The following is a 25,746-nucleotide window of genomic DNA, read 5'->3' as shown; positions in this document are numbered from 1 at the left end:
AATATATACCCAGGAAATTTTAACATAAAAGAAAAGTGAGTAAGACATTGATTTATGCCTTACTCACTTTTTATAAAAAATCTATGATTGATATTGTTTTGACTTTTCTTCTATTGTTTGTGTAATGACATTAACAATAGTATCAATGTCTTGTTCTTCAATAACGAGTGGTGGAGCTAAACGTATAATATTGCCTTGTGTTTCTTTACATAAGACACCTTGTTCATTAATACTTGATACGATTGATTGTGCTTGCTCATTAAGTTCAATACCGATAAACAACCCACGTCCTCTCACTTCTTTTATAATTGGACTATTTATTTTTTTCAAACCATTAAATAATTTTTCACCAAGTTGTTGCGAACGTTCAGGAAGCGACTCATCTATAAGTACATCCAAAGCTGCAATTGAAACAGCACATGCTAATGGATTTCCGCCAAATGTTGAACCATGTGTACCTGGCGTTAATACTTGCATGACATCATCGTTCGCTACGACCGCAGAAATAGGATAAAGACCGCCACCTAAAGCTTTTCCTAATAAATAAATATCAGGTTCAACGCCTTCCCATTCCATCGCAAACATCTTACCTGTTCTACCTAATCCTACTTGAATTTCATCTGCAATCAAGAGAATCTGATGTTGTTCACACAAAGCTTTAACTTCTTTAATGAAATTTTTAGGTGGGATATGAACGCCACCTTCTCCTTGAATAGGTTCTAAGATGATTGCTGTTGTATTTGGCGTGATAAGAGTAGCAATTTCTTCAGCATTGCCAAATTCACCGTATTTAATATTACCTGCTAGTACACCAAAGCCTTCTTTATAACTATCGTTTGATGATAAGGACAGCGAACCAATTGTTCGACCATGAAAATTACCTTCCATCGCAATAATTTCAGCATCAAGTGCATTGATACTTTTGATATCTTGACCCCATTTCGTTGCTACTTTGATGGCAGTCTCTACCGCTTCTGTTCCAGTGTTCATAGGTAAAACTTTATTTTTATTGGCTAACTTACAAAGCTTCTCTTCCCAAGTGCCTAAATTATCACTATACAAAGCTCTAGAAGTCATTGTAATCTTTTGACTTTGATCTAAAAATGCTTGAATAATTTTAGGATGACCATGCCCTTGGTTTAGAACTGAAAATCCAGAAACACAATCAATATATGTATTGCCATCTGAATCTTTGACATGTGCACCTTTGCCTTCAGTCAAAACAATATCTAATGGACTATAATTATTCGGGCTATACTTTTCTGTTAATGCGATAAACTGATTCATTGAGTACCCACCTTTATAATAAATATACTATAATTCGTATTAATATTCATTATCATACATTTGTTTTGTATATAAGTCAAAAGAAAAAAGTGACTGAGACACTACATTATGTCCCAGCCACTTCTATAATTAATATTTATTTTAATAAATGACTAATGGCATCATCTATATATGGATAATCAAATTCAAAATTCTGTTCTTGCAACTTTTTAGGGAATACTTTTTGAACATCTAGAATAACGGTAGACTGCTCTCCTAATAACAAGCGCAATGCAAATTTTGGTACTGGTAATAAATGTGGTCTATGAATCGCTTTTCCAATTGATTCGCCGAGCTCATTTTGTTGGACTGGATGAGGACTACATAAGTTATAAACACCTTGAAATTGTTCATTTTGAATGAGCGTAGTGATGCCTTTTACTAAATCATCAATGTGAATCCAACTCATCCATTGTTTACCTGAACCAAGTGGGCCGCCAACAAAGAATTGATACGGTTTAACCATTGTAGGTAGCGCACCACCCTCACTGGATAATATAACACCAAATCGACCTATAACGACTCTCGTTCCTAATTTATCAAATAGCCATGCTGTTTGCTCCCATCTTTCTACAACCGTCGATAGAAAGTCATGTGATAGAAACTGATCATACTCATCGTAAGATACCACTTTAGACGGCGGGTAGTATCCAACTGCGCTTGCATTAAACAATACTTTTGGCACATAATTTTGCTTTTCAAAATAATTATATAACCGTTTAGTCGATTCAATACGACTCTTCATAATGGCTTCTTTATGCTCTGGCGTCCAACGGTTGTTGAGACTAGCACCAGCCAGGTTTATCACGATATCAATTTGAGGTAAATACTCTTCCCAACCATCTTCAGACCAATTAATATAATGCACAAACGGTTCATCTGACGTTCTATCACTTCTTGTTAATATATAAATTTCACTATCTGTATTTAAGTAATGTGCAACTAAAGCTGATCCAACTAGACCTGTTCCACCTGTCATTAATATTTTTTTCATTTTATCCCCACTTTAATTTAAGTTGTTGTATAAAATCATCTATAATAATATATACCCATTTATATAGATATTAAGGAGGTTAAATATGTTTATTAGACAAGCAACCATTTCAGATTTAAGTGAATTAGTCGAATTACGCAAAGCGCAATTAATTGATGAAGGTTCTAACCCAACACCTAATATAGATGTTGAACTAGAACAATTTTTCACGGACATGTTAACGAACAAATCGCTTTATCAATTATTAGCCATTGTTGATGATAAAATTATCGCAAGTGGTGCGATTATCTATTACCCATTTCCACCATCGTTCACAAACCCTTCAGGTGAAAGAGCATACGTTACTAATATTTATACACACCCAGATTTTAGAGGACAAGGCATCGCCCAAAAAATCATTACTGAACTCATTCAAGATGTCGAATCAAGAAATATCAAAAAAATCTTCCTCGCCGCTTCTACTCTAGGTAAACCAGTGTACAAAAAGCTTGGTTTCAAAGAAGTCAACGAATGGATGGAAATCAATTATGATTTATAAGCTATTAAATAGTTAACTGATTAACTTCAAACCTATCGTGCTTGCTAGAATAATGCCGATAAATAATATACGTTTAAATTCTTTAGACTCCCCATAGAATATAATACCTAATAACGCACCGCCGACAGCACCGATACCAGTCCATATTGCATAGCTCGTGCTCATAGGTATTGTATTCATTGCGATGGATAAACAAATAAAGCTTAATACAAAGAATAACCCTAGTCCTAATAACGATGGGATATTATTACGTTTTGCATAAATGTTCATAAATAATACGCCTAACATTTCAAATAAACCTGCCAAAATCAATACAATCCATGCCATGTTATGCACCCTCCTCTTCACGCGTTACAAGTTTCAAGCCAATGACACCTATAATTAACGTCACGATTAAAATAACTTTTCCGATAACAACAGGTTCACCAAATAATGCGAAATCCACAATGGTTACACCCGTCGCACCTAACCCAACATATACAGCATACGAAGTACCTACTGGCAGATATTTAGATGCATTAATTAATAAATAGAAACTTACGACAATCGCGATAACTGTCAGAATCCATTCAAATGTATTATTTGCATGTGTTAAGCCGACTACCCAACCAACTTCAAATATTGCGCCAATGATAATTTTTATCCAGTTCATTTACATTTCCTCCTTAAATTAAAAAGCCCGGGAAACTTATTTAATAAGTCTCCCAGGCTTTTATCCCTCCGTGTCACAAGTATCAACTTGCGGCTTTCTCTCGGTCCAGACTAACCACTCGGTTACGGAACCCTAGAAAGCTTTTATTCGATTAGTTCGAATTATAGCAAATGAATATTTATTGGTCAATAAAGTATCATTCGTATCTGAAAATTACAAATCACAACTTAAATCAGATATAATAGAATTAATAGATCATCATTTGAAGTGATTGAGGTGAAAGTATTGAATCAAACAGGATATCGAATTAAACAAAGAAGAGAAGAACTCGGATTTAGCACGTATAAATTAGCTAAACTGATTAACGTCAATCAGTCGACCATTTCCAGATATGAGACTGGCCAAACATCTAAATTAACACCATCAGTAGTTGAAAAATTATCAATCGCACTGTCTACAACACCCGCTTATATTATGGGTTGGGTAAACGTACCAGAAGCATACGAAGATGAAGAAGATTCACAAATTATTAATGATGCCATTCAATTATTACGTGGTTTAAGCAAAGAGAAAAAAAGACAAGCATTAGCATATATACAAGAAATATCTCAAAAATCATAACGTTTAAATTAAATAAAACGCTAACGAATCAATCGTTAGCGTTTTATTATTAATCTATTTGAACAGAACCAACATCACTTCTAATTTTGACTAAGTTATCCCCTGAACCTACTTTTTTATTCTTTAATTCATTGCGGTTAATTTGTGTATTACCTACATCTTGTTCAATATCTAGTAACGTATTTTTCAATGCTTTATTATAAACCAATCTCACAGACCCTGTATCTGTTTCAATGTCTAATGGTGTATCGGTTGGTGCATCATTTAATCTAACTGTTCCTGTATCACTTTGAATTTTTCCATTCTTGAAGTTCGTCTTATTAGTTAAAATTTTTCCTGTATCTGAATATGCTTCAAAATTCCCTAAATCTGAACCATTAACATTTATCATGCCCGTATCTACAACTAAAGATGTGTTATCAGATTTAATATCGTGCATATTAATTTTACCTGTGTCTGTCTTTATATCCAGTTGTTCAAGATTTTTAGGTACAGTTATTTCAATTTCATTATATGCATTCTTAAAGAAATTAAAATTAATCATCAAATTTTGTTCTTTTAAATTGACGTTTAATGTTTCGTCTTCTACTTTAGAAGTTATATCAAATTCATCTTTATTCCCTACAGATGTCACTTTAAATTGATCGCCTTTTTTGATGGTTACAGCGGCATCTGATGCGTTAACATTTATATGTTTAATTTTTTCTTGATAAGTCTTATTTAAGATCGTTTCTCGTTTCGTATTATCTGCTTCTTTTTTCCCGACAGCAAATGTCAGTGTACCAAATACGATAAATATAGCAAGTCCTAGACTAAATAAAATCCATAATAATTTCTTCATGATTTAGCACTTCCTTTCACGATAGAAATATTCCAACGTAAATACTTAACCGTTAATTGATATGACCATTTAGTTAATAAGTAAGTAACCACAAACAGCACGAGCCCTAAACCAAAGCTGGCTAACACAATATATACATCTAATTGGTGAACTGCATCAAAGCCATTATAGACACCCTTTACAATCAACATCGCTGGCGTAACGAGTAAAGATAGAGTTGTCGCCATAAAACTAAATAGCACCGAAATAATAATGACAAAAGGAATTAAAATAACAAAGAAATTTAATAAACCTAGTCCCATTACAGATATAATCGCTTGCCACACGTTACCTACTTTATGATGAGATTCTGCTCTATCTATCGCTAAAGTTGCATTTATTTCCTTGGCAATATCTCTCGGATGACCAAGTTCTTTAGCAATATCCTCTTCTGTTTGCCCGTCTTCAACACCACTTATAAAATGCGTTTCATATTCAGCTAGAATATCTTGCTTATCTTCCTCAGATATATTCTTTAAATACTTACTTAACAAATTTAAGTATTCTTTCTTACTCATTACTTTCACTCTCCTCTAAAAACAAATTCACCGCATCTGTGAAACTTTGCCATTCTTTTAACAACTGTTCTAATCGCTCATTACCAGAATCTGTGATCTTATAATACTTTCTAGCTGGTCCTTCAGTAGATGGCTCATAATATGTTGTTAAATATGCTTCTTTTACGAGACGTCTTAACAAAGGATAAACCGTTCCTTCAGAAATGGTGATTCTAGGTGTGATTTTTTGAATTAATGAATAACCGTATTGATCTTCGCCTTTAATAATAAGCAATACAATAAATTCAAGTGCGCCTTTTTTAAATTGTATATTCATATTTTTTCCTCCACTTAACCCAGTACTATACAATGTATAATAGCTCTTGATGAAAATATAACATACACTATTATACATTGCAAGGTACTAAATTATACTATGCTATAAATTTTTTATATTTGGATAAATTGTTGGTATATTAAGTACAACTAACAGTAAGGGGGATTAGAATGAACGTAAATTACAGAACTGACGAAACGCACGCTCATCAAACGATTGATGTATCCATACATTCACATAAGTCACATGTATTCAAACTTTTAGGAACGACTGAAGGTATTAAACAATGGTTTCCTGAATTATCTTTTGAAGAAGAACGAGCAGGTAGTCAATTAATCTTCGACCTTGGTAATAATGAATATGAATATGCGAAGATTACAGACTATCATCCAAATGATCATATTGGATATGACTGGGACCAAGGTCATGTAGATTTTTCATTAGAAGAAAATGGGGACACTGTAACGTTAACATTTAAAGAATCGTTACCATTCACCTTCGAAACCATTGCGAATGATTTTACAGGCTGGTATTTTCAAATACAAAGTGTAAAAAAATTAGCCGAAACAGGACAACCATTATCGAAAGATGCATTTGATTTTAAGTCAAAGACCGACGAAATAAAACAAGCTTTAAACTTAAATTAGAGTAAAAAAAGCCAAACCACATGAGCAATCATGTGATTTGGCATTATTTTTGATCAATCTATTAATTTCATGCCATAATAAGCAATTATAAATGCGATAAGTGCGAATATAATTGGCGTTACAATAGCAACGACTCTATCTTTAAATTTATCTTTCTTTGTTCTTTCACGAATTGTTTTTACATCTTTACCATTCATATAGTCCATAATTTGACTATATGCTTTAATATTATGGACTTCTTTAAATTTATCTACTTTATAAGCAAAGTACATACCGATTAACCAAAGAACAAAAGGTACAACCAATCCATACATGCCCATTAACATCATACTCGGTATAAGTAGAATAGCAGCAAGTCCCATAAAGGTCATCATTAACCAAGTCCACTTATCAAATACTTTTCTATCCATTTCTCTTTTCATCATGTTTACATCTCCTTTTACTAAATGATCTAAGGAGACATCAAATATATTACTAAGTAGCAATAAAGATTCAATATCGGGGTAACTCTTACCCCTTTCCCAATTAGAAATAGACTGCCTACTCACAAAGACTTTTTCAGCTAGATCTTCTTGAGATAAGTTATATTCTTTTCTCAAATGAATAATTTGCTTACTTAAATTCATATTGATGTCCTCCTTGTCATCACCTTAATAAAAGATTCAAAAACAGTGTATCAAACATCGTTGTCATTGCATTAAAAATCCTGAAAAAACATTGCCAAAGATATTTTGCATCGTTGATATGAAAGGGTTTATAAAAAGAAGCTTACACTTTAAAAACCGTGTAAGCTTCTTTAATATATTACGTTATCTATTATTCCTTGCGTCTTGAATACCCTCTAATATTCCTGCAAAGAAATCTGATAATGCTAGCAACATTATTACAAAAGCCATAGTAAACAACAATGTCTTAGCATTAACAGGAACTTTCTTCTTATACGTGTATATGCCAACTACTAATGCAGCAATTAATGTGACAATAAAGTGCATGTTGACCGCCCCTTTCACATAACAAGAATGTTAATATTTGTAATTATTATAAAATATTGTAACAATTTTGACAATATTCTGCCTCCAAATTGTTATTTTACACTCTGATTGATATAATTTATCTAAAATGAGGTGAACTTCATTGTCTAACTCATCAGTTGCAGAAAGTTTTTCTACAGGACATTTTGATAAATGTAATGCTTATTTAGATCAAGATATCGAATGGCATATTGTTGGCGATACAACATTGAAAGGTTATGAAGAAGTTGCAAATTATTGCACACAAGTCTCACATTATTTTGAAACCGTAACAACACAATTTGAAATTCACGATACGATTAAAAGTGTCCACCAAATTGTCGTTATAGGTACTGGTTATTTTTATAAAGATAGCATCCAAATAAACAAGATAGATGCATGTGACATATACACATTTAGTGAAGATAAGATTATAAAAATACAGTCATATTGTATAGAGAATAAGTAAGTATTATATAGTCTTCGTGCGATACGCCCTAATTTTATACCTTAGCGCACGATATCTCTCAGTCTTCGTGCGTTACTCACTGATTTTGTACCCTCGCGCACGATATCTCTCAGTCTTCGTGCGCTACTCACTGATTTTGTACCCTTGCGCACGATATCTCTCAGTCTTCGTGCGTTACTCACTGATTTTGTACCCTTGCGCACGATATCTCTCAGTCTTCGTGCGCTTGGACTTGCTTACACCTAACGTGCACTTGATTTATTCCACAAAAAAGAACCAGCAAAAATTCACAAGTCATGTGTAATTTTTGCTGGTTTTATTATTTACTCATAATATTCTTTCAACATATTTAAATACTTTTTCTTTCTTCCTGGTGAAACATGAAACTCAAATTGATGGTCTTTTTCTGTTACTTCATACTTTGTTAATCCTGTTATTTCAAACAAGTGTTCTTTTGAAATGCCATGCTTTTTTATGATTTGGTTAAGTTCTTCACCTAATACTTCATGAGACGCATTCATATTGAAATTGACAAATACCATGATTGACATTCCGATTCCTATTATTATAAATGACTCTATTTTTATATTATCCCATAATAGTAGTAATGGCCATAAACATGGAATCGCTACACATAATATAAATTGCTTAGGTCTTTGTTTAATATTTTTAATAATCGTATTCATAAATATCAACCCTCAAATATAATATTCAATGTTAATTATATTATATGGTTATATATATCGTATTTCAAATACTTGTATTATATAAAATACCTTATTTTACTCAATTCTATTTTTGTAATTGATTTTCTATATATGCGCGTTTCTCTTCTAAATGTTCTGGTAAGTATAACGGGATGTCTTGAAATGCTTTGTCTTCAAAGGCAATTTCTTTCATATTAAGCTTTAAAGTCGCAACTTCAAATAGCAATTGATTTGGATCTCTATAGTAAATTGATTTAAAGAATCCTCGATTTTTAATCGGGGAATGGACCATATTTAATTTATCTAAAGCTGTTTCAACTTCTTGCAATTCACCTTCGTCTTCAGCTGAAATAGCAACGTGATGTATACCGCCAAATCCTTGATCTTCAAGTGGATTAAATGTGTCATAAATAAAATGTATTTCATGATACATATCTTGATTATGATTATGCAAAATCTCAACAGTTAAATCTGTATCAAAGAATGTCTGCTGACCTGCTGATGTCCAATTATATAATTGTTGGAAATGTTCTATACTTGCTTTAGGATATCTGACACGTGCATGTATAGAATCTAGACCAAGTATTTGATATTCTACTGGCACGGTACTTTCTTCATCTGTATTAAATTGATGGACATTTTCTTGATCAGAAATGACGATTAAACCGAGTGGCGTATTATCCGGTCCTTCAAAACGAATTAGACTACGGTCAGTGTAAACTTCAATACCATAGTGGCATATTTTATATTCATCAAACCGTGCTTCCCAATATTTTAACGATTCTACAGAAGGCACTTTAAAAAGTAATCGATCAAATGCATTTGAACCAAACTGATTATCTTTACCTTCTTTCATTTCAAAAAGCGTCACTTCTGTACCTGGTCGTCCATATTTATCAGCAAAGAAAACATGATACATTTCATAGTTCTCTTGATTAACAGTCTTCATTAGTAAATTGAGACCTAATATATTACGATAAAAATTGAATGATTCTTCTGCATCATGATTTATAATAGATACATGATGTATAATTGAATTGTGATTCATAAACAACAGCCCTTTCACATTAATGGAGGAGATATAATGGAATATTTCTTACAAGAAAATCCGAATAGCAATACTTTAATTGTACTTTTTCATGGAACAGGTGGCAATCAATACCAACTTCTTCCTTTTTCAAGTATATTAAACCCTGAAGCTAACATTTTAAGCTTACAAGGTAGTGTTGGCGAAGGGCAAGAAAGACGTTTCTTTGCACCGCTTCAGAACAACACATTAGACCGACATGACTTCGAGCAACAAACGAAATCTTTTATAGATTTTTGGAATACATTTATCGAAGAACATGATTATGAAGAAGTCATATTTTTAGGTTATTCAAACGGTGCGAATTTCATATTAGGATTACTGGAACAACACCTTATTAAAGTTGATCAAATCTTATTACTGCACCCATCAGACCTCGACTATCATATTACAGAAACTTATAAAGAAACATCCGTCATTATTACGACAGGTTCAAATGATTATTTAACAATACCTGGCAAAGTAAAAGCACTATCAGAACAACTTAAACCATTATTTAAAAACGTTCAATTCGAACTACTCGACGGCGCCCACGAACTAGAAGAACCAGAAATTGAACATATTAAAACGATGCTCTAATTTAACTTCCTAGAGCATCGTTTTTTATATCAATATTCTTATTATCTACACTTATTTCAAAATCATCCAAAGTTAATAAATCAATAGGTCTTAGTTTATTAAGTTTTGGATGCACTAGCCAAATAATCCCCAAAACAATAAAAAAGCAACCTGTTATACTGATTAAAGCAATTGGGTTCATTAATTCTAGTAAAAACCCACCTATTAGACTTCCTAAAGGTAAACCAATGACACCTAAACTACTTGTAATTGAAGTTATTCTTCCTAAGATGTACTCTGGTATGATTGCTTGGCCAGCTGACAGGAATAAAATATTCGCCAATCCTACAGATAGCCAACTTAAGCCAAACAAAATAATAAATATATAAATAGGTGTTACAAAACCTAACAATAGAAAAACACCTGATAAAATAAAAGTTACTACCATCAATTTACCAAATGGATATTTCTTAACATATCCAACAACTAGCGTTGATAATACCATACCTAATGATATAGCAGATAAAAACAATCCATAATATATTGGTTGATTAAGGTAGTGAGATAAAACAGGTAGTGCTGTATAAACCATGCCAATTCCAAAGTTAACTGCAAATGCGCCAATCTGGAATATCCACAATAATGAATGTCTCACTGTATATAAACCTTCACTTAATGATTTCATATATGTTTTAAAATCCAATGTACTACCAGTAGATTTTTGGGATTGAACTTTTATCATCGCATATATAACTGCTGCGCTTATAAAAATAATTGTATTCATAACGTATAACGTATATATACTGACTAAAGAAATCAATATCGTAATGACTGTATTTAATACTAAATCCATACTTTGATTAGAAAATGACATCATTGCGTTACCTGACACAATTTTATCTTTAGGTAATAACACTGGCACTAGCTTATTACTAATAGGATAAGAAATTTCACCTACCATTGCTGCTGCCACCACAAGAATGATAATAAGTATAGCATTTTCATAGTGAAAGAATAGGAGAATAGCTATTATACCCACTAAGACTGCTTGAACTGTTTGAGAATGTATCAAAATTTTCTTCAAACTGAAATGATCAATAATTGGCCCATAAAACATCTGTAAACATTTCGGTACTAATATCAAACTACTTAAAAGCCCTGTAAGTGCAGAGCTTTTTGTTATATCATAAATTAACCACATAGTCGTAATAAAATAAATACTATCTGCAGTATTGGTTAATATTCGTCCAAAAATGAGTTGCATAAAGTCAGTATGTTTTAAGAGTGCTCTCATTAATCATCATTCTCCTCACGATTAAAGACTTTATCTCTCATTTCAAATCCAATTATATTCAAATAATAATATGATTTATCTTCATCATTGGATTGTTGATCTACTTCATCAATTAATGCATCAAGTTTTTGCTTAAATGTATCGAACTGATTCTGAGACCACTTCGCTTGTACAGTCTTTGATATTAACTGTTCATCATCCATGATTAAACCATATTGATTTAACACATCAATTGTTCGATTAATCTGTGAAGTTACCATATCTTTTGTTGAATCTGACACTTCATCTCGATATTCATTTAATAGTTGTGGATTCACTTTAAATCCGTTATGAGTTGCTACATAATATTTGTAAACATTACTTCCTTTAACCTCTGTACGATTGATTTTCACCATTCCATATTTCTCAAGTTCTTTCAAATGGTAAAATATCTTAGCCTTTGGAATATTCAAATGTTTCCCAATTTCCGTTGCAGTCATTTCTCGTTCTATCAATAGCATAGATATTTTCATTCGTAGTTGATCAGATATACACTTCAGTTCCTCGAATGTATTTATTTCAAATCGATTTGATTGCATGAAATCTCTCCTTCTATTTACGGTTAATTTATTTTAACCGATTAATAAAAATAAATCAATCGAATTAAAACAATCCTCTAAACCAAAAGTTTAGAGGATTGTCTATTCTTTATATATAATCAGTCACATCATCATACACTATTGACCAATACGGATATGTGTTAAATAACCATCTTTATCAAAGTAGGCTTTATAAGCGCCGTTATTTGTATTATAAGGTATGAATGTACTACCATCTTCAAATTTTCCTTCTGCTGTACTATCATTTGATGCGTGCGCTTTTTTAAATTGTGCTTTAGTGACTGCGTGTGGTTTTGTATTGAATTCCATTTGAATAACTTGATCTTTCTCATTAAAATCTATTTGAGAACCATAAGAATCTACTGTATAAGCATGGTTTTGGTTAGCTTTTGGATTTGCTTTATAGCCATTGAGCGTAAAATTATCATATTTCATTGCACGAACAAAATTATAATCTAATGTAAATGTTGGATCATATGTTGTATAGCCTTCATAGTTATACCATGGTATTTGCGATTGTGTATCTGCAGTACTTTCTGTACTAACACCGCTTCCACCTTCACCATGACCCCATTCTTGAACTTTTTCTGCTGCTTGAACATCTGAACTACTACCTGTTATAGGCACCGCTGAAGACCCTACTACAAGTGTTGATAAGACGACCGTTGCTGAAAGTACTTTACTTACTTTACGCATAATCAATCACTCCTTAAATTTTGAGTACTTACTTGCGATAACTTCTCGTTTAAACATTCAATCAACGCAACTATGACAATCTCCAAATCCTAGCTTTTTAATTATCACCCCCTCAAATTTATATTAAAAATTTTAGAGTGTAATTATTCACCTTCATGATACAACACACATATATAATTTCAAGTGAAAATATAAATTAGTAATTTTCAATCAATATATTCTCTTAAATATTTCCCATACAGTCCGACTTCTCCATTCGCCAATATGTGACTATAATGTTTTAAGACAACCCTCTTTGTTACCCAACCTTCTTGAGCATAGAATGCTTCACCTTCTTTACTTGTAGCGAAAGCATCAAATGGGTCATCTTCAGTTTTTCCACCTACGTGATCATTTTCTCCAACAATCCATGTTAATGGAAATGATCCTTTAACATGTTGTGACTTTTCTATATGAGTGGCAATCCCTTCTTTCTTTGGAGAGCCTCCTCCACCAAACATTATAGCGCCGCCAGATTGAACATTTAGTTCTGGTAATTTATCTAACATCCAATATGCTGTTGTTTCTGCACCACCTGAAAAGCTACCTATCCATAATTTTTCATGATTTGGTAAAGAAGAAATCAATTCAACTAAATATTGCACATTTGCTTCTCCATTCTTCCACCATTGTTCTTCATCGTTAACAGACTTCGGTACAACTAAAGTTAACCCTTTTTCTTTAGCAACTTGACGGATGCCATCTTTCCCAGCTAAATAGACTTCTGAATCAGGATGATGAAACTCATAAGCACCATCACCATGTAACCACACTAATATCCCCTTAGCGTCCTTAACAGGATAAATTAAATATTCACCTTCCGTTCCATTTTTAGAAGTAAAATTCCGAACATCACGATCATTATCTCTTTCATTTGATATAAACAACATCACACTGACCACAACTACGATGAATATACAAAATAATACGATTAACCTTTTAATCGCCAATCCCTCCTAATAAGCGTTTCAATTCATAACTTAGGAATTTATTTATATACTTAAGTTCTCTTATATTATACAAAAATTTACAGTTATAAGTATGACTTCTACAAAAAAATCACGAGTGACTAAAGATGAATATCCACCTAAAATCACTCGTGATTTTTATTTTATAAGCTCCTTAAAATAACTTACTTATTAATCTACAAGTTCGTATTTTTTAATTTGCTTTTCGATTTTTGAAACTTTCGCTTCTTCGTTTTCTTTCTTTTCTTTACTCATATTTTTATGCTCTTCAACATGAGAAGGTCTAGAAATCCAAGCTTGAAAATCTTTCTTATCATTCCATTTAGAAACAATTGCATATTCTAACTTACTTCCCGTTTCAGACTTCCAAACTTGAGCATCAATAAAGCCCTCAAAACCTTCAAAATCTTGTTTAGCATGACTAGCTTTATTATCTAATATAGCCTTAGATGCCTCATCTTTAGTAGAAAAAATTGCTTGTGCAACGAACATTCATAACGCCTCCTTGTCTATATATTCCAATATATATAAAATAAAAATTACAAACATATGAAATGCTTTATGAAAATATAAACACCCCTCTAACCGTTAAGGCTAAAGGGGTGTTTAATTATCTTATTCCCACTCGATTGTGCTTGGGGGCTTAGATGTAATGTCATAGACAACTCTATTTACGTGGTCTACTTCGTTTACGATACGGCTTGATACTTTTTGTAAGACTTCCCAGTCAATTCTTGCGAAGTCACTTGTCATGCCGTCTATTGATGTTACTGCACGTACGCCGACTGTGTAGTCATATGTACGGTAGTCTCCCATAACACCTACTGAACGGATATCTGGTAACACTGTGAAGTATTGCCAAATGTCTCTTTCTAGACCTTCTTCACGCACGACTTCTCTTAGAATTGCGTCTGATTCTCTTACGATTTCTAATTTTTCTTCAGTAATTTCACCTAATACACGAATTCCTAAACCTGGGCCTGGGAATGGTTGGCGCCATACTAAATGTTCTGGTATGCCTAATTCGATTCCTAGTGCTCGTACTTCGTCTTTAAATAGTGTATTAATTGGTTCGATTAATTGGAACTGCATGTCTTCTGGTAATCCACCTACGTTATGGTGTGATTTAATCGTTTGTGCAGTCTTTGTACCTGACTCAATAATATCTGTATATAGCGTACCTTGTGCAAGGAAATCTACACCTTCTAATTTTGATGCTTCGTCATCAAATACATATACAAATTCATTACCGATAATTTTACGTTTTTTCTCAGGATCTGAAACGCCAGCTAATTTATTCATGAAACGTTCTTTGGCATCTACTCTAATGATGTTCATATTGAATCCTTCACCAAAGTTCTCCATTACCATGTCGCCTTCACCTTTTCTAAGCAAGCCATGGTCTACGAAGATACAAGTTAATTGATCGCCAATTGCTTTATGAAGTAATACTGCTACAACTGATGAATCAACGCCACCACTCATCGCACATAATACTTTACGATCGCCAACTTGTTCTCTAATTTTTTCTACTTCGATTTCAACAAAGTTTTCCATTGTCCAGTTTCCTGTACATTCACAAACACGACGAATGAAGTTTCTTAATAAGTCATTTCCGTATTCAGTATGTCTTACTTCTGGATGGAATTGTACACCGTATAATTTTCTTGATTTATCTTCAATTGCTGCATTTTGACAACTTGGGCTGTCTGCAATGATTTCAAAGTTCTCAGGAATATCGATTACTTTGTCACTGTGACTCATCCAAACTGTTTGACTATTAGGTAAGCTGAAGAATAACTCGTCATCTGATTTAACATTTAATGTTGCTTTACCGTATTCACGTTCGTTAGCTCTTTCTACAGAACCACCTAATAATTTAGTCATTAATTGCATACCGTAACAAATACCTAAAACAGGAATACCTAGTTCAAAGATTTCAGGATCAACTGTGAATGATCCTTCTTCGTATACTGAATTTGGTCCACCTGAAAGTATAATACCTTTAGGATTCATTTTTTTAATTTCTTCGATAGAGATTTCATGGTCGTGTAACTCACTGTATACGCCCATTTCTCTTATACGACGTGTAATCAATTGATTATATTGACTACCAAAATCCAATACAAGAATTAACTCTTGTTCAAAAGCCATTTCCATAATTGTAGTTCTCCTTTAATTAAAATGAGTAGTTTGGTGCTTCTTTAGTAATTTGAACATCATGTGGATGTGATTCTTTAAGGCCTGCGCCAGTCATTCTAATAAACTGAGCTTCTTCTCTTAATTGTTCTAGGTTAGCTGATCCTGTGTAACCCATACCGCTCTTAATACCGCCAATTAATTGATAAATTGTATCTTGTAATGGGCCTTTAAAGTCAATTCTACCTTCAATGCCTTCTGGTACAAATTTCTTAGCTGCAGTATCTTCTTGGAAGTAACGGTCTTTAGAACCTTGTTCCATCGCACCAAGTGATCCCATACCACGATAAACTTTGTATTGACGACCTTGGAAGATTTCTGTTTGTCCAGGGCTTTCTTCTGTACCAGCAAGTAAGCTACCTAACATAACTGCATTTCCGCCTGCTGCTAAAGCTTTCGCGATATCACCTGAGAATTTAATACCACCGTCAGCAATAATTGCTTTACCATAGTTACGCGCTTCCGTTGCACAATCATAAATAGCTGTAATTTGAGGTACACCTACACCTGCAACGACACGTGTTGTACAGATTGAACCTGGTCCAATACCAACTTTAACCACGTCTGCTCCCGCTTCAAACAATGCTTTAGTACCTTCACCAGTTGCAACGTTACCTGCGATAATTGTAACTTCTGGATATGATTCACTAATATGTTTAACGACTTCTAAGACACCTTTAGAGTGACCATGTGCAGTATCAATAACAAGTGCATCTGCTCCCGCTTCTACTAATTTTTGAGCACGAATTGGTGTATCTTTAGCGATACCTAATGCTGCTGCAACAAGTAGACGTCCTTCACTGTCTTTTGCTGCATATGGGAATTCGATTACTTTTTCAATATCTTTAATTGTAATTAATCCTTTAAGTTTACCCTCTTCAGAAATTAATGGAAGTTTTTCAATTTTATATTTTTGTAAAATTTCTTCTGCTTGTTCTAACGTTGTACCAACTGGCGCTGTTACTAAATCTTCTTTAGTCATAACATCAGAAATTTTAATTGAGAAGTTCTCGATAAATCTTAAGTCACGGTTTGTAATAATACCGATAAGTTCCATATCTTCTTCGTTATTAACGATTGGAACACCAGAAATACGGTATTTACTCATCAATGCTTCTGCTGCGTACACTTGCTCTTCAGGTGTTAAGAAGAATGGGTTCGTAATAACGCCATTTTCAGAACGTTTAACTTTTTGTACTTCATCTGCTTGATTTTCTATAGACATGTTCTTATGAATAACACCTAAGCCACCTTGTCTAGCCATAGCAATCGCCATTTTAGCTTCAGTAACAGTATCCATACCAGCTGAAATGATTGGAATATTTAACTTAATATTTTTTGAAAGAGATACACTTAAGTCGACATCACTTGGTAATACCTCTGATTTTGCTGGTACTAATAATACATCATCGAACGTTAAGCCTTCTTTTTGAAATTTGTTTTCCCACATGTATATAACCTCCATTAATTTATTTTCATATTTATTATTTCACATTTTCACTGTTTTGTTGATTGTTTAATCCATTAAAACATAAATTTAATATAATAGCTGAGAAAGTACCTAATACGATACCATTTTGTGTTAACCATGCATAGTTTTCTCCAAATGTTTCAAGTGCTTGAGGTACTGCTGTAATACCTGCACCAATTCCGACCGATACGGCAATAACGAGTAAATTGTTTTGTTTGTTAAAATCTATGCCACCAAGCATTTTCACACCGTATGCCATAACCATTCCAAACATTGCAATCATCGCACCACCTAGAACTGGAAATGGAATCATACTTGCTAATGCACCGAGTTTAGGTATGGAGCCACAAACGATTAATAACGCAACCATCATATACATGATTTGATTCTTTTTAGCTCCAGACAATGAAACTAGCCCGACGTTTTGAGAATAAGCTGTGTAAGGAAACGCATTAAAAATTGAACCAATGATAATCGCAATTCCTTCAGCTCTATAACCTTTTGATAAATCTTTTCTAGTAATAGGTTGTTTCGTAATTTCACTTAAAGCATGATACACGCCTGTTGATTCAATCAAACTAACGATTGCAATAATGACAAAGACGATTGTTGTACCAAATTCAAATTCAAAACCACTAAATCTAAATGGTCTAGGTAATTCTAACCAATTGGAAGTTTTTAAATTCGATGTATCCACTAATCCATAGAAGGAAGCGACGGTTGTGCCTATTAATAAACCGAGCAATATCGCTATAGATTTAATGAACCCTTTAGATAATCTTTGTATTAATAAGATGATCACTAATGTAAATAATCCTAAGAATATATTTTTACTATCTCCATAATGCTTTTCACCTTGACCACCAGCTAAATAATTCATGGCAACTGGCATTAACGTAATACCGATTATTGTAACGACACTTCCTGTAACAACAGGTGGAAATAATTTTACTAAATACGAGAAAAATGGAGAAATTAAGACTACAATAACCCCTGAAAGAAATATAGAACCGTACAACACACCTATTCCGTGTGTATTACCAACTAGAATCATTGGTGCAACTGCAGTAAATGTACATCCCAAGACTACCGGCAGTCCAATTCCTATTCCTTTATATACTTGTAAAAATGTTGCTACACCACACATAAAGATATCAATTGCGACTAAGTAAGCCACTTCTTCAGGTGTGAATTTTAAAGCAGATCCGACGATAATAGGTACCATTATGGCACCAGCATACATAGCAAGTAAATGTTGAACACTTAAGATGAAATTTTTCATGTTATTCTCCTACCAGTTTGACTGTATTTCCTAATAATGAAGCAACTTGGCATAGAGATAAGACTTCTAATCCTTCAGATTCCAACTTCTCTCTGCCCGGTTGGAAACTTTTTTCTATAACAATTCCAATTCCAGATGTTGTTGCATTTGCTGCTTGAACTAAGTGATGTAATCCTAATGATGCTTCTCCATTCGCTAAAAAGTCATCAATAATTAATACATGATCATCCTCATTTAAAAATTGTTTCGCAATAACCACTGTACTCGTTGTATTTTTAGTAAATGAGTGAATATCTGTTTGATAAAATTCAGATGTCATTGTAGATGGTTTTGCTTTTTTCGCAAATAAACATGGCACATCTAAATGTAAGGATGCCATAATAGCAGGCGCGATACCTGACGCTTCAATCGTAAGTACTTTCGTAATTTTCTTGTCTTTAAAATGTTCCGTAATAACTTGACCAACTTCATACATTAACTTTGCATCAATTTGGTGATTTAAAAATGAATCAACCTTAAGAATCTTTTCATCGATGACTACACCATCTTCTTTAACCCTATCTTGTAGTGTCCTCACACTACTCGCCTCCTCATTTAGATTAAAAAAAACACACCTTAATCCTAGAAAATAGGTAAGATGAGTAAAAAATAATATAAAACCACACCATTTTGGATAGTCTGATTCCAGTGTTATTCATTTACTCATAGTCGTGTCGTTTAAGGCAACACGGTAGAAACTTCCAAAGCCATATTCTTCAGATTATATGAGTTTTTAGTAATAAATTATTCATTGATAATAACAAAATTTCAGTATTTTTACAATAGGCAAAACCTTATGTTAGCGCTATTTTAAGCGATTTTAAATAGACTGAAAAATCCAAATAATTAGAAAGTTAATAGAATTTTGTTTGATTCTCCTCCACAAGGGTATTTGTGAATTATATTGTATTTACGTAGACAATATTTATTAAGTATGTAAACACCTAGAGAATAATCACTGTTGATAAGATTTTTACACATTACAAATTTATGGAGGTTTTAGTATGGGTAAAATAGAAAAATTTAGTAGCGAAAGTGATTTACTGCAACGTATTGATCAATTAAAAGAAGAAGGCGTCGGAGAAAGTGACTTACAAGTTATTTCCGAAGACAAGTTAGATGATAACTCCTTAGACTACACGGATGTTAAAGTGAAGAACTCAAGAGGTTCATTTAGTGACAAGATTACTGCACTATTCTCAGGTGAAAGTGCTGAAGAACGTGTACTATCTAGTTTAAATGTTCCAGAAGAAGAATTAGATGGATACAAACAAGAACTTAATAACGGAAAAATATTATTATATGTTGATAATGACAATATAAGTGATACTGAAAACTATGATTCAGATCACCCTAAAGACTCTCAAACAGGAAATGAGCATTACGATAACACGAAACCATTTTCTAGTGATGAGAGCGAAGAAAGTGGCGTATCTAAAGGTACAGCTGCTGGTGCCGGATTAGGTGCAGGTGCTGCGGGCGCTGGTGCCACTGCCGCGCATTCATCTTCTGATCAAGATCATGATGAAGCTGTAGATGAAGCATCTGATTTTGATAAAGCTGAAAGAGAAGATGAATTTAATCAGCAAGATGAAGTATCTGAAAATGATATTACTAAAGGTACTGAAACAGAAAAAACAGAAGCATCATCATTCGATAATGAAGCTGAAACAGATAGAGATGTAAATACTAATCGATATGGTAATAATATTAATGAAGAAGATGTAGCCCATGATGATGTAGATGATTCAAACATCAACCATGATGGCACATCAACATCAGCTAATTTAGCTGGTGCTTCAGGTCTTGGTGCTGCTGGTTATGCAAACGAACAAAGAGAACAACAAGAAACAGAAGATGAAGTACAAGATGATAGAAGAGTCTACTCTAGCGATAATGAAAGAGATTTAGAAGACTTGAATAATCGAGAAACGACAAATACGTCTACTCAATATGGTGAAACAGATAATGTTAAAGATCAACGAGATTTAACAAGAGAAAATGAATCATCATTCTCAAGAGTGCATGATGATGATGTGGAAACAGAGCGTTCAAGCTTAAATTACGATAAACCAAACGAAAGTGTTGAGCCACCAACATCAAATGAAACAACAACACGTGAATCTAACTTCTCTTCTAGTCAAGATGAACAAGATACAAATGTTTATGCATCTCAACAGTCCTACAATAACGACACACAAGATAACAATGTAGATGAAGAAGCTGTTCAACTTCATGAAGAACGTCTAAATGTAGACAAAGAGAATGTTGAAACAGGTGAAGCATCTGTTGATAAACATGTTGTTGAAGAAGAACAAGAATTTGATGTACCTGTTGAACGTGAAGAAGTAACAATCGAACGTAGACCTGTTAATGAGAAAGTAGACGAAGATTTTAACGCAAATGATGATGATTCCGTACACATTCCCTTACACGAAGAACGTGTAAACGTAGAAAAAGAAAATGTCGTATCTGAAGAAATCGTCATTAAGAAAAATAAAGTTCAAGATACTGAACATGTCTCTGAAAAAGTCAGACATGAAGAAGCGGATATCAATAACCCTACAGATGATAATCCTAAATAAGACAATATAATATCTTAAGAGGCTGGGACATAGTGTAATGTCCCGGTCTCTCTTTTTATTTCCTCAATACGATACTACTACCACTAAAATCTTATGTTATAATATTATAAAATATTGATTATGAGGGGTTCATAACTATGAATTTTGAAGTTGTCACATCTATCGATGATCCATTATTCAAAAAAGCATTAGAAATGTATGAAGATATTTTCAAGGCAGAGTTGCGAGAAGACCGCCATGTCTTTATCCATTCGCTAACATCTGATTACATAAAGAAACATTATATATTTTTAGTTGGTTTAATTGATGACACGGTCGTAAGTTTATCTACAGGTCATTATGAACCTACAACAAATTCAGCTTTTATCATTTATTTAATGACGCATCCTGAATACCGCAATCAGCGTGTTGGCGGACAAACATTGGAAAGAATTGAAACAGAACTTCATAAACATGCTCAAGATGTTCATGGAAGAGATGCTAACATGATTATGTTGGAATCGTTTGGAGAAGAATCATACGAAAACAACAGTGGTAAAGAAGAAGCGATTTTACGTAAGAACTTCTTTAATAGACATGGTTATGAAGTTCAACAAGACATCCCTTATATACAACCGAATCCACAAAAATCATTAGCACCTACGCCAATAGATTTATATATTAAGCAATACTTGCCGCTTCAAAAAGACGTTATCTCACCGAGTATTCGTTCTTGTTACATCAACAAATATATACACGGAAATGAAAACAATCGAGAATTTGTATACGAATTATTAGAATCTATGGATTTATAAATTAGAAAAGCTGACATCGCAATCGAAGTCAGCTTTTTATTGCTTTATGATATCTATCCATTAATGCACGGACACTTTCATCTTTGGCACCTTCCGGATTTGTTCCACACCATAAATTCATATAATCCTTATTCTTTAACTTTTTAGACTGCCCTCTTAAAGGTTGTGTTAATATATTTTGAATAGGATACGGACAAATATCATCTTTAAACTGTTCCATATACTGTATAAAGGGATTTATAATACCATTTGCATAACGGCCACTAAACGTATTCGTTAATATAATATCATCTGGATGTGCCTTTAATATGGCATCTTTATGCACTTCTGGCGCACCACTTTCATGTGTCGTTAAGAATGCTGTACCCAGTTGAACTGCACTAGCACCTTTTTGAATATAATTTTTCGCTAATTCAGGTGTTGTAATACCACCCGCTACTATTAATGGAACGTTAATCAAAGGATAAATTTGATTAAACAATTGCTCAGTTGTGAGACGATTTTCTGGCAATGATTGTTCAAATGAACCTCTATGACCACCCGCTTCACTACCTTGAATCACTATCGCATCAATACCTATGGATTCCAAAGCTTGAGCTTCATTTAAATCTGTTGCTGTCCCTATTACATTAATATGATGACCATGTAATTTGCGAACGAGTTTTTCTGAAGGCTTACCAAATGTGAAGCTTACATATTCAACATGTTTATCTATAATCACGTTTAACATGTCATCAAAATTCACATCTATTGAAACATCCTGTATTTGATTGCTGTTTAATTTTTCAGTTATGGGATGTAATATTTTATTCATAAAATCAACTTTTTCTTGATCAACAGCCGGATACTCTGGCACAAATAAATTGACGCCGAACGGTTCAGTCGTCATTTGTCTAATTTGGTCTATATCTTTAGCTAAAGCATCAGGCGTCATATATCCAGCACCAATTTGTCCAAAGCCGCCTTCATTACAAACTGAAGCCACTAAATCAGGTGTTGTAATACCTCCAGCCATACCCGCTAGAAAAATCGTTTTATCCAGTTCTGTGATTAATATTTTCGATTCCAATGACAATCCCTCCTAAAAAAATTTATTTCGTAAGCTAATCATTTTATTTTTTTAGTTAATTGGTGCATTATAATGACATCATACTAAAAGGAGAAATAAAATGACACACTCAAAGCTTTCATTAACTGAAATTATTAATAAAAGAAAATCAGTTAAAGAATTCGACCCAAACTTCAAAATTCCAAGAGAAGAAATAAAAGAAATGATAGCACTTGCTACTAAAGCACCTTCATCAATCAACTTACAACCATGGCGCTTTGTTATCATCGATTCTGAAGAAACAAAACAAAAATTAGACCATCTTGTACAGTTCAACCAAAGACAATTACATTCATCAAGTGCAATTATTCTTGTACTTGCAGATTTAAAACACGCTGAATATGTGAGCGATATTTACGAGAAGAATGTTGAACTTGGTTATATGGATGAAAATTCAAAAGATTACTTTATTGAAACAATTTCAAATTTAATTAGCAGTGCTGACGAAAGTTACTTTAATGCACAAGGTTTAATGGATGCAAACTTAGCCTCTATGCAATTAATGCTTATTGCGACTGATCATGGTTACGATACAAACCCTATCGGCGGTTTTGACAAAACAGCTGTATTAGAAGCATTAAATATTGATACTTCTAGATATGTACCAGCTCATTTAATCGCTATTGGTAAAGGTGTTAAACCACCACATGATTCTAGTAGATTACCAGTAGATAGAATCATCGCTTGGAATGATGAAAGTAACGGTTCAATCGGCGAATAAGTTCTTTATTCGTTCTATTAATTATAATACCCTATCGGCAACTAACTTATGTTGCCGATATTTTTTAATATTGCATTATCCAAAAATATAGTGTAAAATTCATTGCTGTGAGTTTTATTTTTTTGCTTAAAAGCTTTACCGCTTTAAAGTGAATATCAATTAAAAGAAGGAATATATATGAAAAATTTATCTCAATGGTCGTCCAGTATCGGTTTCGTTCTAGCAAGTGCCGGGTCAGCTATAGGAATTGGTGCTGTATGGAAATTCCCATACATGGCTGGAACATACGGTGGTGGCGCATTTTTATTAATATTTATTATTTTCACATTGCTTGTTGGCTTACCACTACTTTTAAGTGACTTTGTATTGGGTCGCTATGGTAGAACATATTCTACTAACATCTTCAAAAAAGTGTCCGGTAAATCATCTTGGAATTTAGTAGGATGGCTTGGAAATTTAACAGTCTTTGTACTATTTTCATTCTATAGTGTTATCGGTGGTTGGATCATTTTATATATTATACGTACACTTTTAGACAGCTTTGGATTAACGCAATCACATAATTACGGCAACATCTTTAATGATTATATATCTAACCCATTTTATTCATTAGCGAGTCAGTTTGCTTTTATACTTTTCACTGTAGTTATTGTCAGTAAAGGTGTAGAAAAAGGTATCGAGAAAGCTTCAAAAGTCATGATGCCACTTTTATTTATATCGTTCGTAATTGTCATTATTAGATCGATCACTTTAGACGGCGCTTTAGACGGAATTCAATATTTCCTACAACCAAAAGTATCGGATTTAAGTGCTGAAGGTATACTATATGCCCTAGGACAATCGTTCTTCGCATTATCATTAGGAACATGTGGTATGATGACATACGCTTCATATTTAGATCGTAAAACAAATATCGTCAAAAGTGCGAATGCCATTGTATGGATGAACATAGCTGTATCAATAGCAGCCGGGTTAGCCATCTTCCCAGCTATTTTCGCATTTGGATTAGAACCTAACCAAGGACCAGGATTATTATTTATCGTCCTTCCACAAGTATTTGATCAAATGTTTGTCGGTCAATTATTCTATTTACTATTTTTAATATTATTTTTATTCGCAGCCATTACATCTTCAATTTCGTTATTAGAATTGAATATCTCAAACATTACTAAAAATAATAATGATAATAGAAAAAAATGGTCATATATCATTGGTATATTAGTCTTTATATTCGGGATACCATCAGCACTTTCAAACGGGTTACTCCAAGACTTTACATTCGGTGTCGGTACATTCTTTGATAATATGGATTACTTAGTCGCGAATATCTTAATGCCAATAGGTGCATTTGGCGTAACCATCTTTGTTGGTCATATATTCAATAAAGAAATCATTATGAAAGAATTAAATATGAGCGATACTAAAAAAGGAAGACTCTTTGTAAATACATGGTATTTCTTAGTTAAATTTGTACTTCCAATTATCATCATCGCCGTATTCATCGGGCAATTAATTTAAATAACGCAAATCAAAACCACCCGTTTAACGGGTGGTTTGTTCTGCGGCTATAAGCTTCTATTACTGACCAGCCCTAAAAGGGCACTGAGAAGATCAGCCAAATGTACTAC

At 33.3% G+C, this 25,746-nt stretch carries 30 protein-coding genes and 2 riboswitches; of the genes, 9 read left to right on the top strand and 21 right to left on the bottom strand.

Annotated elements, in window-relative coordinates; genetic code table 11:
• Nucleotides 1-81 precede the first annotated feature (81 nt).
• Both rocD and CD035_RS00145 read right to left on the bottom strand, forming a co-directional pair.
• Nucleotides 82-1,287, bottom strand: a complete 1,206-nt coding sequence (gene rocD, locus CD035_RS00150; protein ID WP_048540284.1) for an ornithine--oxo-acid transaminase — start codon at nucleotides 1,285-1,287, stop codon at nucleotides 82-84.
• Between the two features lie 136 nt (nucleotides 1,288-1,423).
• Entirely contained in the window at nucleotides 1,424-2,320 is an 897-nt protein-coding gene (locus CD035_RS00145; RefSeq protein ID WP_048540282.1) for a TIGR01777 family oxidoreductase, read from the bottom strand.
• A gap of 85 nt (nucleotides 2,321-2,405) precedes the next feature.
• On the opposite strand from CD035_RS00145, the gene CD035_RS00140 reads away from it, so the two are divergent.
• On the top strand, nucleotides 2,406-2,858 hold the full coding sequence (locus tag CD035_RS00140) for a GNAT family N-acetyltransferase (protein ID WP_048540280.1): 453 nt from the start codon (nucleotides 2,406-2,408) through the stop codon (nucleotides 2,856-2,858).
• 12 nt (nucleotides 2,859-2,870) lie between these two features.
• On the opposite strand, the gene CD035_RS00135 is transcribed toward CD035_RS00140, so the two are convergent.
• Both CD035_RS00135 and CD035_RS00130 read right to left on the bottom strand, forming a co-directional pair.
• Entirely contained in the window at nucleotides 2,871-3,185 is a 315-nt protein-coding gene (locus CD035_RS00135) for a DMT family transporter (RefSeq protein WP_037589390.1), read from the bottom strand.
• Nucleotide 3,186: 1 nt separating this feature from the next.
• Nucleotides 3,187-3,510, bottom strand: coding sequence for a DMT family transporter (locus CD035_RS00130; RefSeq protein WP_025906137.1), 324 nt, complete (start codon nucleotides 3,508-3,510; stop codon nucleotides 3,187-3,189).
• A 47-nt stretch (nucleotides 3,511-3,557) separates the two neighbouring features.
• Nucleotides 3,558-3,657, bottom strand: a riboswitch (guanidine-I (ykkC/yxkD leader).
• Between the two features lie 138 nt (nucleotides 3,658-3,795).
• On the opposite strand from CD035_RS00130, the gene CD035_RS00125 reads away from it, so the two are divergent.
• Nucleotides 3,796-4,131, top strand: a complete 336-nt coding sequence (locus CD035_RS00125) for a helix-turn-helix domain-containing protein (RefSeq protein ID WP_048540278.1) — start codon at nucleotides 3,796-3,798, stop codon at nucleotides 4,129-4,131.
• 49 nt (nucleotides 4,132-4,180) lie between these two features.
• Here the strand turns inward: CD035_RS00125 and CD035_RS00120 are convergent, their stop codons facing one another.
• From CD035_RS00120 to CD035_RS00110, 3 genes are read right to left on the bottom strand one after another with little or no spacing between them, the layout of a single operon-like run.
• Nucleotides 4,181-4,972, bottom strand: coding sequence for a DUF4097 family beta strand repeat-containing protein (locus CD035_RS00120; protein WP_048540276.1), 792 nt, complete (start codon nucleotides 4,970-4,972; stop codon nucleotides 4,181-4,183).
• On the bottom strand, nucleotides 4,969-5,529 hold the full coding sequence (locus CD035_RS00115) for a DUF1700 domain-containing protein (RefSeq protein ID WP_048540275.1): 561 nt from the start codon (nucleotides 5,527-5,529) through the stop codon (nucleotides 4,969-4,971). The genes CD035_RS00120 and CD035_RS00115 overlap by 4 nt, the downstream gene beginning before the upstream one ends.
• The gene (locus CD035_RS00110) at nucleotides 5,522-5,845 is read right to left on the bottom strand and encodes a PadR family transcriptional regulator (protein ID WP_025906145.1); all 324 of its coding nucleotides are present in this window, start codon (nucleotides 5,843-5,845) and stop codon (nucleotides 5,522-5,524) included. The genes CD035_RS00115 and CD035_RS00110 overlap by 8 nt, the downstream gene beginning before the upstream one ends.
• A gap of 170 nt (nucleotides 5,846-6,015) precedes the next feature.
• Here CD035_RS00110 and CD035_RS00105 point away from each other — a divergent pair, with 170 nt between their 5' ends.
• Nucleotides 6,016-6,492 carry an SRPBCC domain-containing protein gene (locus tag CD035_RS00105; RefSeq protein WP_048540274.1) on the top strand — a complete coding sequence of 159 codons (477 nt, stop codon included), beginning with the start codon at nucleotides 6,016-6,018 and terminating at the stop codon, nucleotides 6,490-6,492.
• 53 nt (nucleotides 6,493-6,545) lie between these two features.
• On the opposite strand, the gene CD035_RS00100 is transcribed toward CD035_RS00105, so the two are convergent.
• Together CD035_RS00100 and CD035_RS00095 are read right to left on the bottom strand one after the other, a co-directional pair.
• The gene (locus CD035_RS00100) at nucleotides 6,546-7,118 is read right to left on the bottom strand and encodes a helix-turn-helix domain-containing protein (protein ID WP_048540271.1); all 573 of its coding nucleotides are present in this window, start codon (nucleotides 7,116-7,118) and stop codon (nucleotides 6,546-6,548) included.
• 183 nt (nucleotides 7,119-7,301) lie between these two features.
• Complete coding sequence (locus CD035_RS00095) at nucleotides 7,302-7,484, bottom strand: hypothetical protein (RefSeq protein WP_048540269.1); 183 nt, start codon at nucleotides 7,482-7,484, stop codon at nucleotides 7,302-7,304.
• 142 nt (nucleotides 7,485-7,626) lie between these two features.
• Between CD035_RS00095 and CD035_RS00090 the strand changes: the two genes are divergently transcribed.
• Entirely contained in the window at nucleotides 7,627-7,971 is a 345-nt protein-coding gene (locus CD035_RS00090) for a nuclear transport factor 2 family protein (protein ID WP_048540267.1), read from the top strand.
• 323 nt (nucleotides 7,972-8,294) lie between these two features.
• On the opposite strand, the gene CD035_RS00085 is transcribed toward CD035_RS00090, so the two are convergent.
• Together CD035_RS00085 and CD035_RS00080 are read right to left on the bottom strand one after the other, a co-directional pair.
• The gene (locus tag CD035_RS00085; RefSeq protein ID WP_048540265.1) at nucleotides 8,295-8,657 is read right to left on the bottom strand and encodes a hypothetical protein; all 363 of its coding nucleotides are present in this window, start codon (nucleotides 8,655-8,657) and stop codon (nucleotides 8,295-8,297) included.
• A gap of 106 nt (nucleotides 8,658-8,763) precedes the next feature.
• A complete protein-coding gene (locus CD035_RS00080) occupies nucleotides 8,764-9,726 on the bottom strand; it encodes a VOC family protein (protein WP_048540264.1) in 963 nt (320 codons plus the stop codon).
• 36 nt (nucleotides 9,727-9,762) lie between these two features.
• On the opposite strand from CD035_RS00080, the gene CD035_RS00075 reads away from it, so the two are divergent.
• On the top strand, nucleotides 9,763-10,344 hold the full coding sequence (locus tag CD035_RS00075) for an alpha/beta hydrolase (RefSeq protein ID WP_048540262.1): 582 nt from the start codon (nucleotides 9,763-9,765) through the stop codon (nucleotides 10,342-10,344).
• Nucleotide 10,345: 1 nt separating this feature from the next.
• Here CD035_RS00075 and CD035_RS00070 read toward each other — a convergent pair whose 3' ends face one another.
• The 9 genes from CD035_RS00070 to xpt form a co-directional block, all read right to left on the bottom strand.
• Nucleotides 10,346-11,617: an MFS transporter gene (locus CD035_RS00070; protein WP_048540261.1), complete on the bottom strand. Its 1,272-nt coding sequence runs from the start codon at nucleotides 11,615-11,617 to the stop codon at nucleotides 10,346-10,348.
• Nucleotides 11,617-12,195, bottom strand: coding sequence for an ArsR/SmtB family transcription factor (locus tag CD035_RS00065; RefSeq protein ID WP_048540259.1), 579 nt, complete (start codon nucleotides 12,193-12,195; stop codon nucleotides 11,617-11,619). Before CD035_RS00065 ends, CD035_RS00070 begins: the two co-directional genes overlap by 1 nt.
• Before the next feature lie 138 nt (nucleotides 12,196-12,333).
• A complete protein-coding gene (gene isaB, locus CD035_RS00060; RefSeq protein ID WP_048540256.1) occupies nucleotides 12,334-12,912 on the bottom strand; it encodes an immunodominant staphylococcal antigen IsaB family protein in 579 nt (192 codons plus the stop codon).
• A gap of 206 nt (nucleotides 12,913-13,118) precedes the next feature.
• The gene (locus CD035_RS00055) at nucleotides 13,119-13,901 is read right to left on the bottom strand and encodes a hypothetical protein (protein ID WP_048540255.1); all 783 of its coding nucleotides are present in this window, start codon (nucleotides 13,899-13,901) and stop codon (nucleotides 13,119-13,121) included.
• Between the two features lie 189 nt (nucleotides 13,902-14,090).
• Nucleotides 14,091-14,411, bottom strand: coding sequence for an antibiotic biosynthesis monooxygenase family protein (locus CD035_RS00050; protein ID WP_037589416.1), 321 nt, complete (start codon nucleotides 14,409-14,411; stop codon nucleotides 14,091-14,093).
• 123 nt (nucleotides 14,412-14,534) lie between these two features.
• Nucleotides 14,535-16,079, bottom strand: coding sequence for a glutamine-hydrolyzing GMP synthase (gene guaA, locus CD035_RS00045; RefSeq protein WP_048540252.1), 1,545 nt, complete (start codon nucleotides 16,077-16,079; stop codon nucleotides 14,535-14,537).
• 19 nt (nucleotides 16,080-16,098) lie between these two features.
• The gene (guaB, locus tag CD035_RS00040) at nucleotides 16,099-17,568 is read right to left on the bottom strand and encodes an IMP dehydrogenase (protein ID WP_048540251.1); all 1,470 of its coding nucleotides are present in this window, start codon (nucleotides 17,566-17,568) and stop codon (nucleotides 16,099-16,101) included.
• Between the two features lie 34 nt (nucleotides 17,569-17,602).
• Nucleotides 17,603-18,871: a nucleobase:cation symporter-2 family protein gene (locus CD035_RS00035; protein ID WP_048540250.1), complete on the bottom strand. Its 1,269-nt coding sequence runs from the start codon at nucleotides 18,869-18,871 to the stop codon at nucleotides 17,603-17,605.
• 1 nt (nucleotide 18,872) lies between these two features.
• Complete coding sequence (gene xpt / locus CD035_RS00030) at nucleotides 18,873-19,448, bottom strand: xanthine phosphoribosyltransferase (protein WP_048540245.1); 576 nt, start codon at nucleotides 19,446-19,448, stop codon at nucleotides 18,873-18,875.
• Between the two features lie 108 nt (nucleotides 19,449-19,556).
• Nucleotides 19,557-19,659, bottom strand: a riboswitch (purine riboswitch).
• A 255-nt stretch (nucleotides 19,660-19,914) separates the two neighbouring features.
• Here xpt and CD035_RS00025 point away from each other — a divergent pair.
• Together CD035_RS00025 and CD035_RS00020 are read left to right on the top strand one after the other, a co-directional pair.
• Entirely contained in the window at nucleotides 19,915-21,495 is a 1,581-nt protein-coding gene (locus CD035_RS00025) for a DUF2382 domain-containing protein (protein ID WP_048540242.1), read from the top strand.
• A gap of 137 nt (nucleotides 21,496-21,632) precedes the next feature.
• Nucleotides 21,633-22,289 (top strand): GNAT family N-acetyltransferase, encoded by a 657-nt coding sequence (locus tag CD035_RS00020; protein WP_048540240.1) that lies wholly within the window; start codon nucleotides 21,633-21,635, stop codon nucleotides 22,287-22,289.
• A 28-nt stretch (nucleotides 22,290-22,317) separates the two neighbouring features.
• Here CD035_RS00020 and CD035_RS00015 read toward each other — a convergent pair whose 3' ends face one another.
• Nucleotides 22,318-23,358, bottom strand: a complete 1,041-nt coding sequence (locus tag CD035_RS00015) for an NAD(P)H-dependent flavin oxidoreductase (protein ID WP_048540239.1) — start codon at nucleotides 23,356-23,358, stop codon at nucleotides 22,318-22,320.
• 100 nt (nucleotides 23,359-23,458) lie between these two features.
• On the opposite strand from CD035_RS00015, the gene CD035_RS00010 reads away from it, so the two are divergent.
• Together CD035_RS00010 and CD035_RS00005 are read left to right on the top strand one after the other, a co-directional pair.
• The gene (locus CD035_RS00010; RefSeq protein ID WP_048540236.1) at nucleotides 23,459-24,118 is read left to right on the top strand and encodes a nitroreductase family protein; all 660 of its coding nucleotides are present in this window, start codon (nucleotides 23,459-23,461) and stop codon (nucleotides 24,116-24,118) included.
• A gap of 177 nt (nucleotides 24,119-24,295) precedes the next feature.
• Entirely contained in the window at nucleotides 24,296-25,636 is a 1,341-nt protein-coding gene (locus CD035_RS00005) for a sodium-dependent transporter (protein ID WP_048540233.1), read from the top strand.
• Nucleotides 25,637-25,746 lie beyond the last annotated feature (110 nt).

The sequence above is a fragment of the Mammaliicoccus sciuri genome, assembly GCF_002901825.1.
Taxonomy (GTDB): domain Bacteria; phylum Bacillota; class Bacilli; order Staphylococcales; family Staphylococcaceae; genus Mammaliicoccus; species Mammaliicoccus sciuri.
Note: the sequence above shows the minus strand (reverse complement) of the source record. Positions and strands in the feature narration are given on the sequence as shown.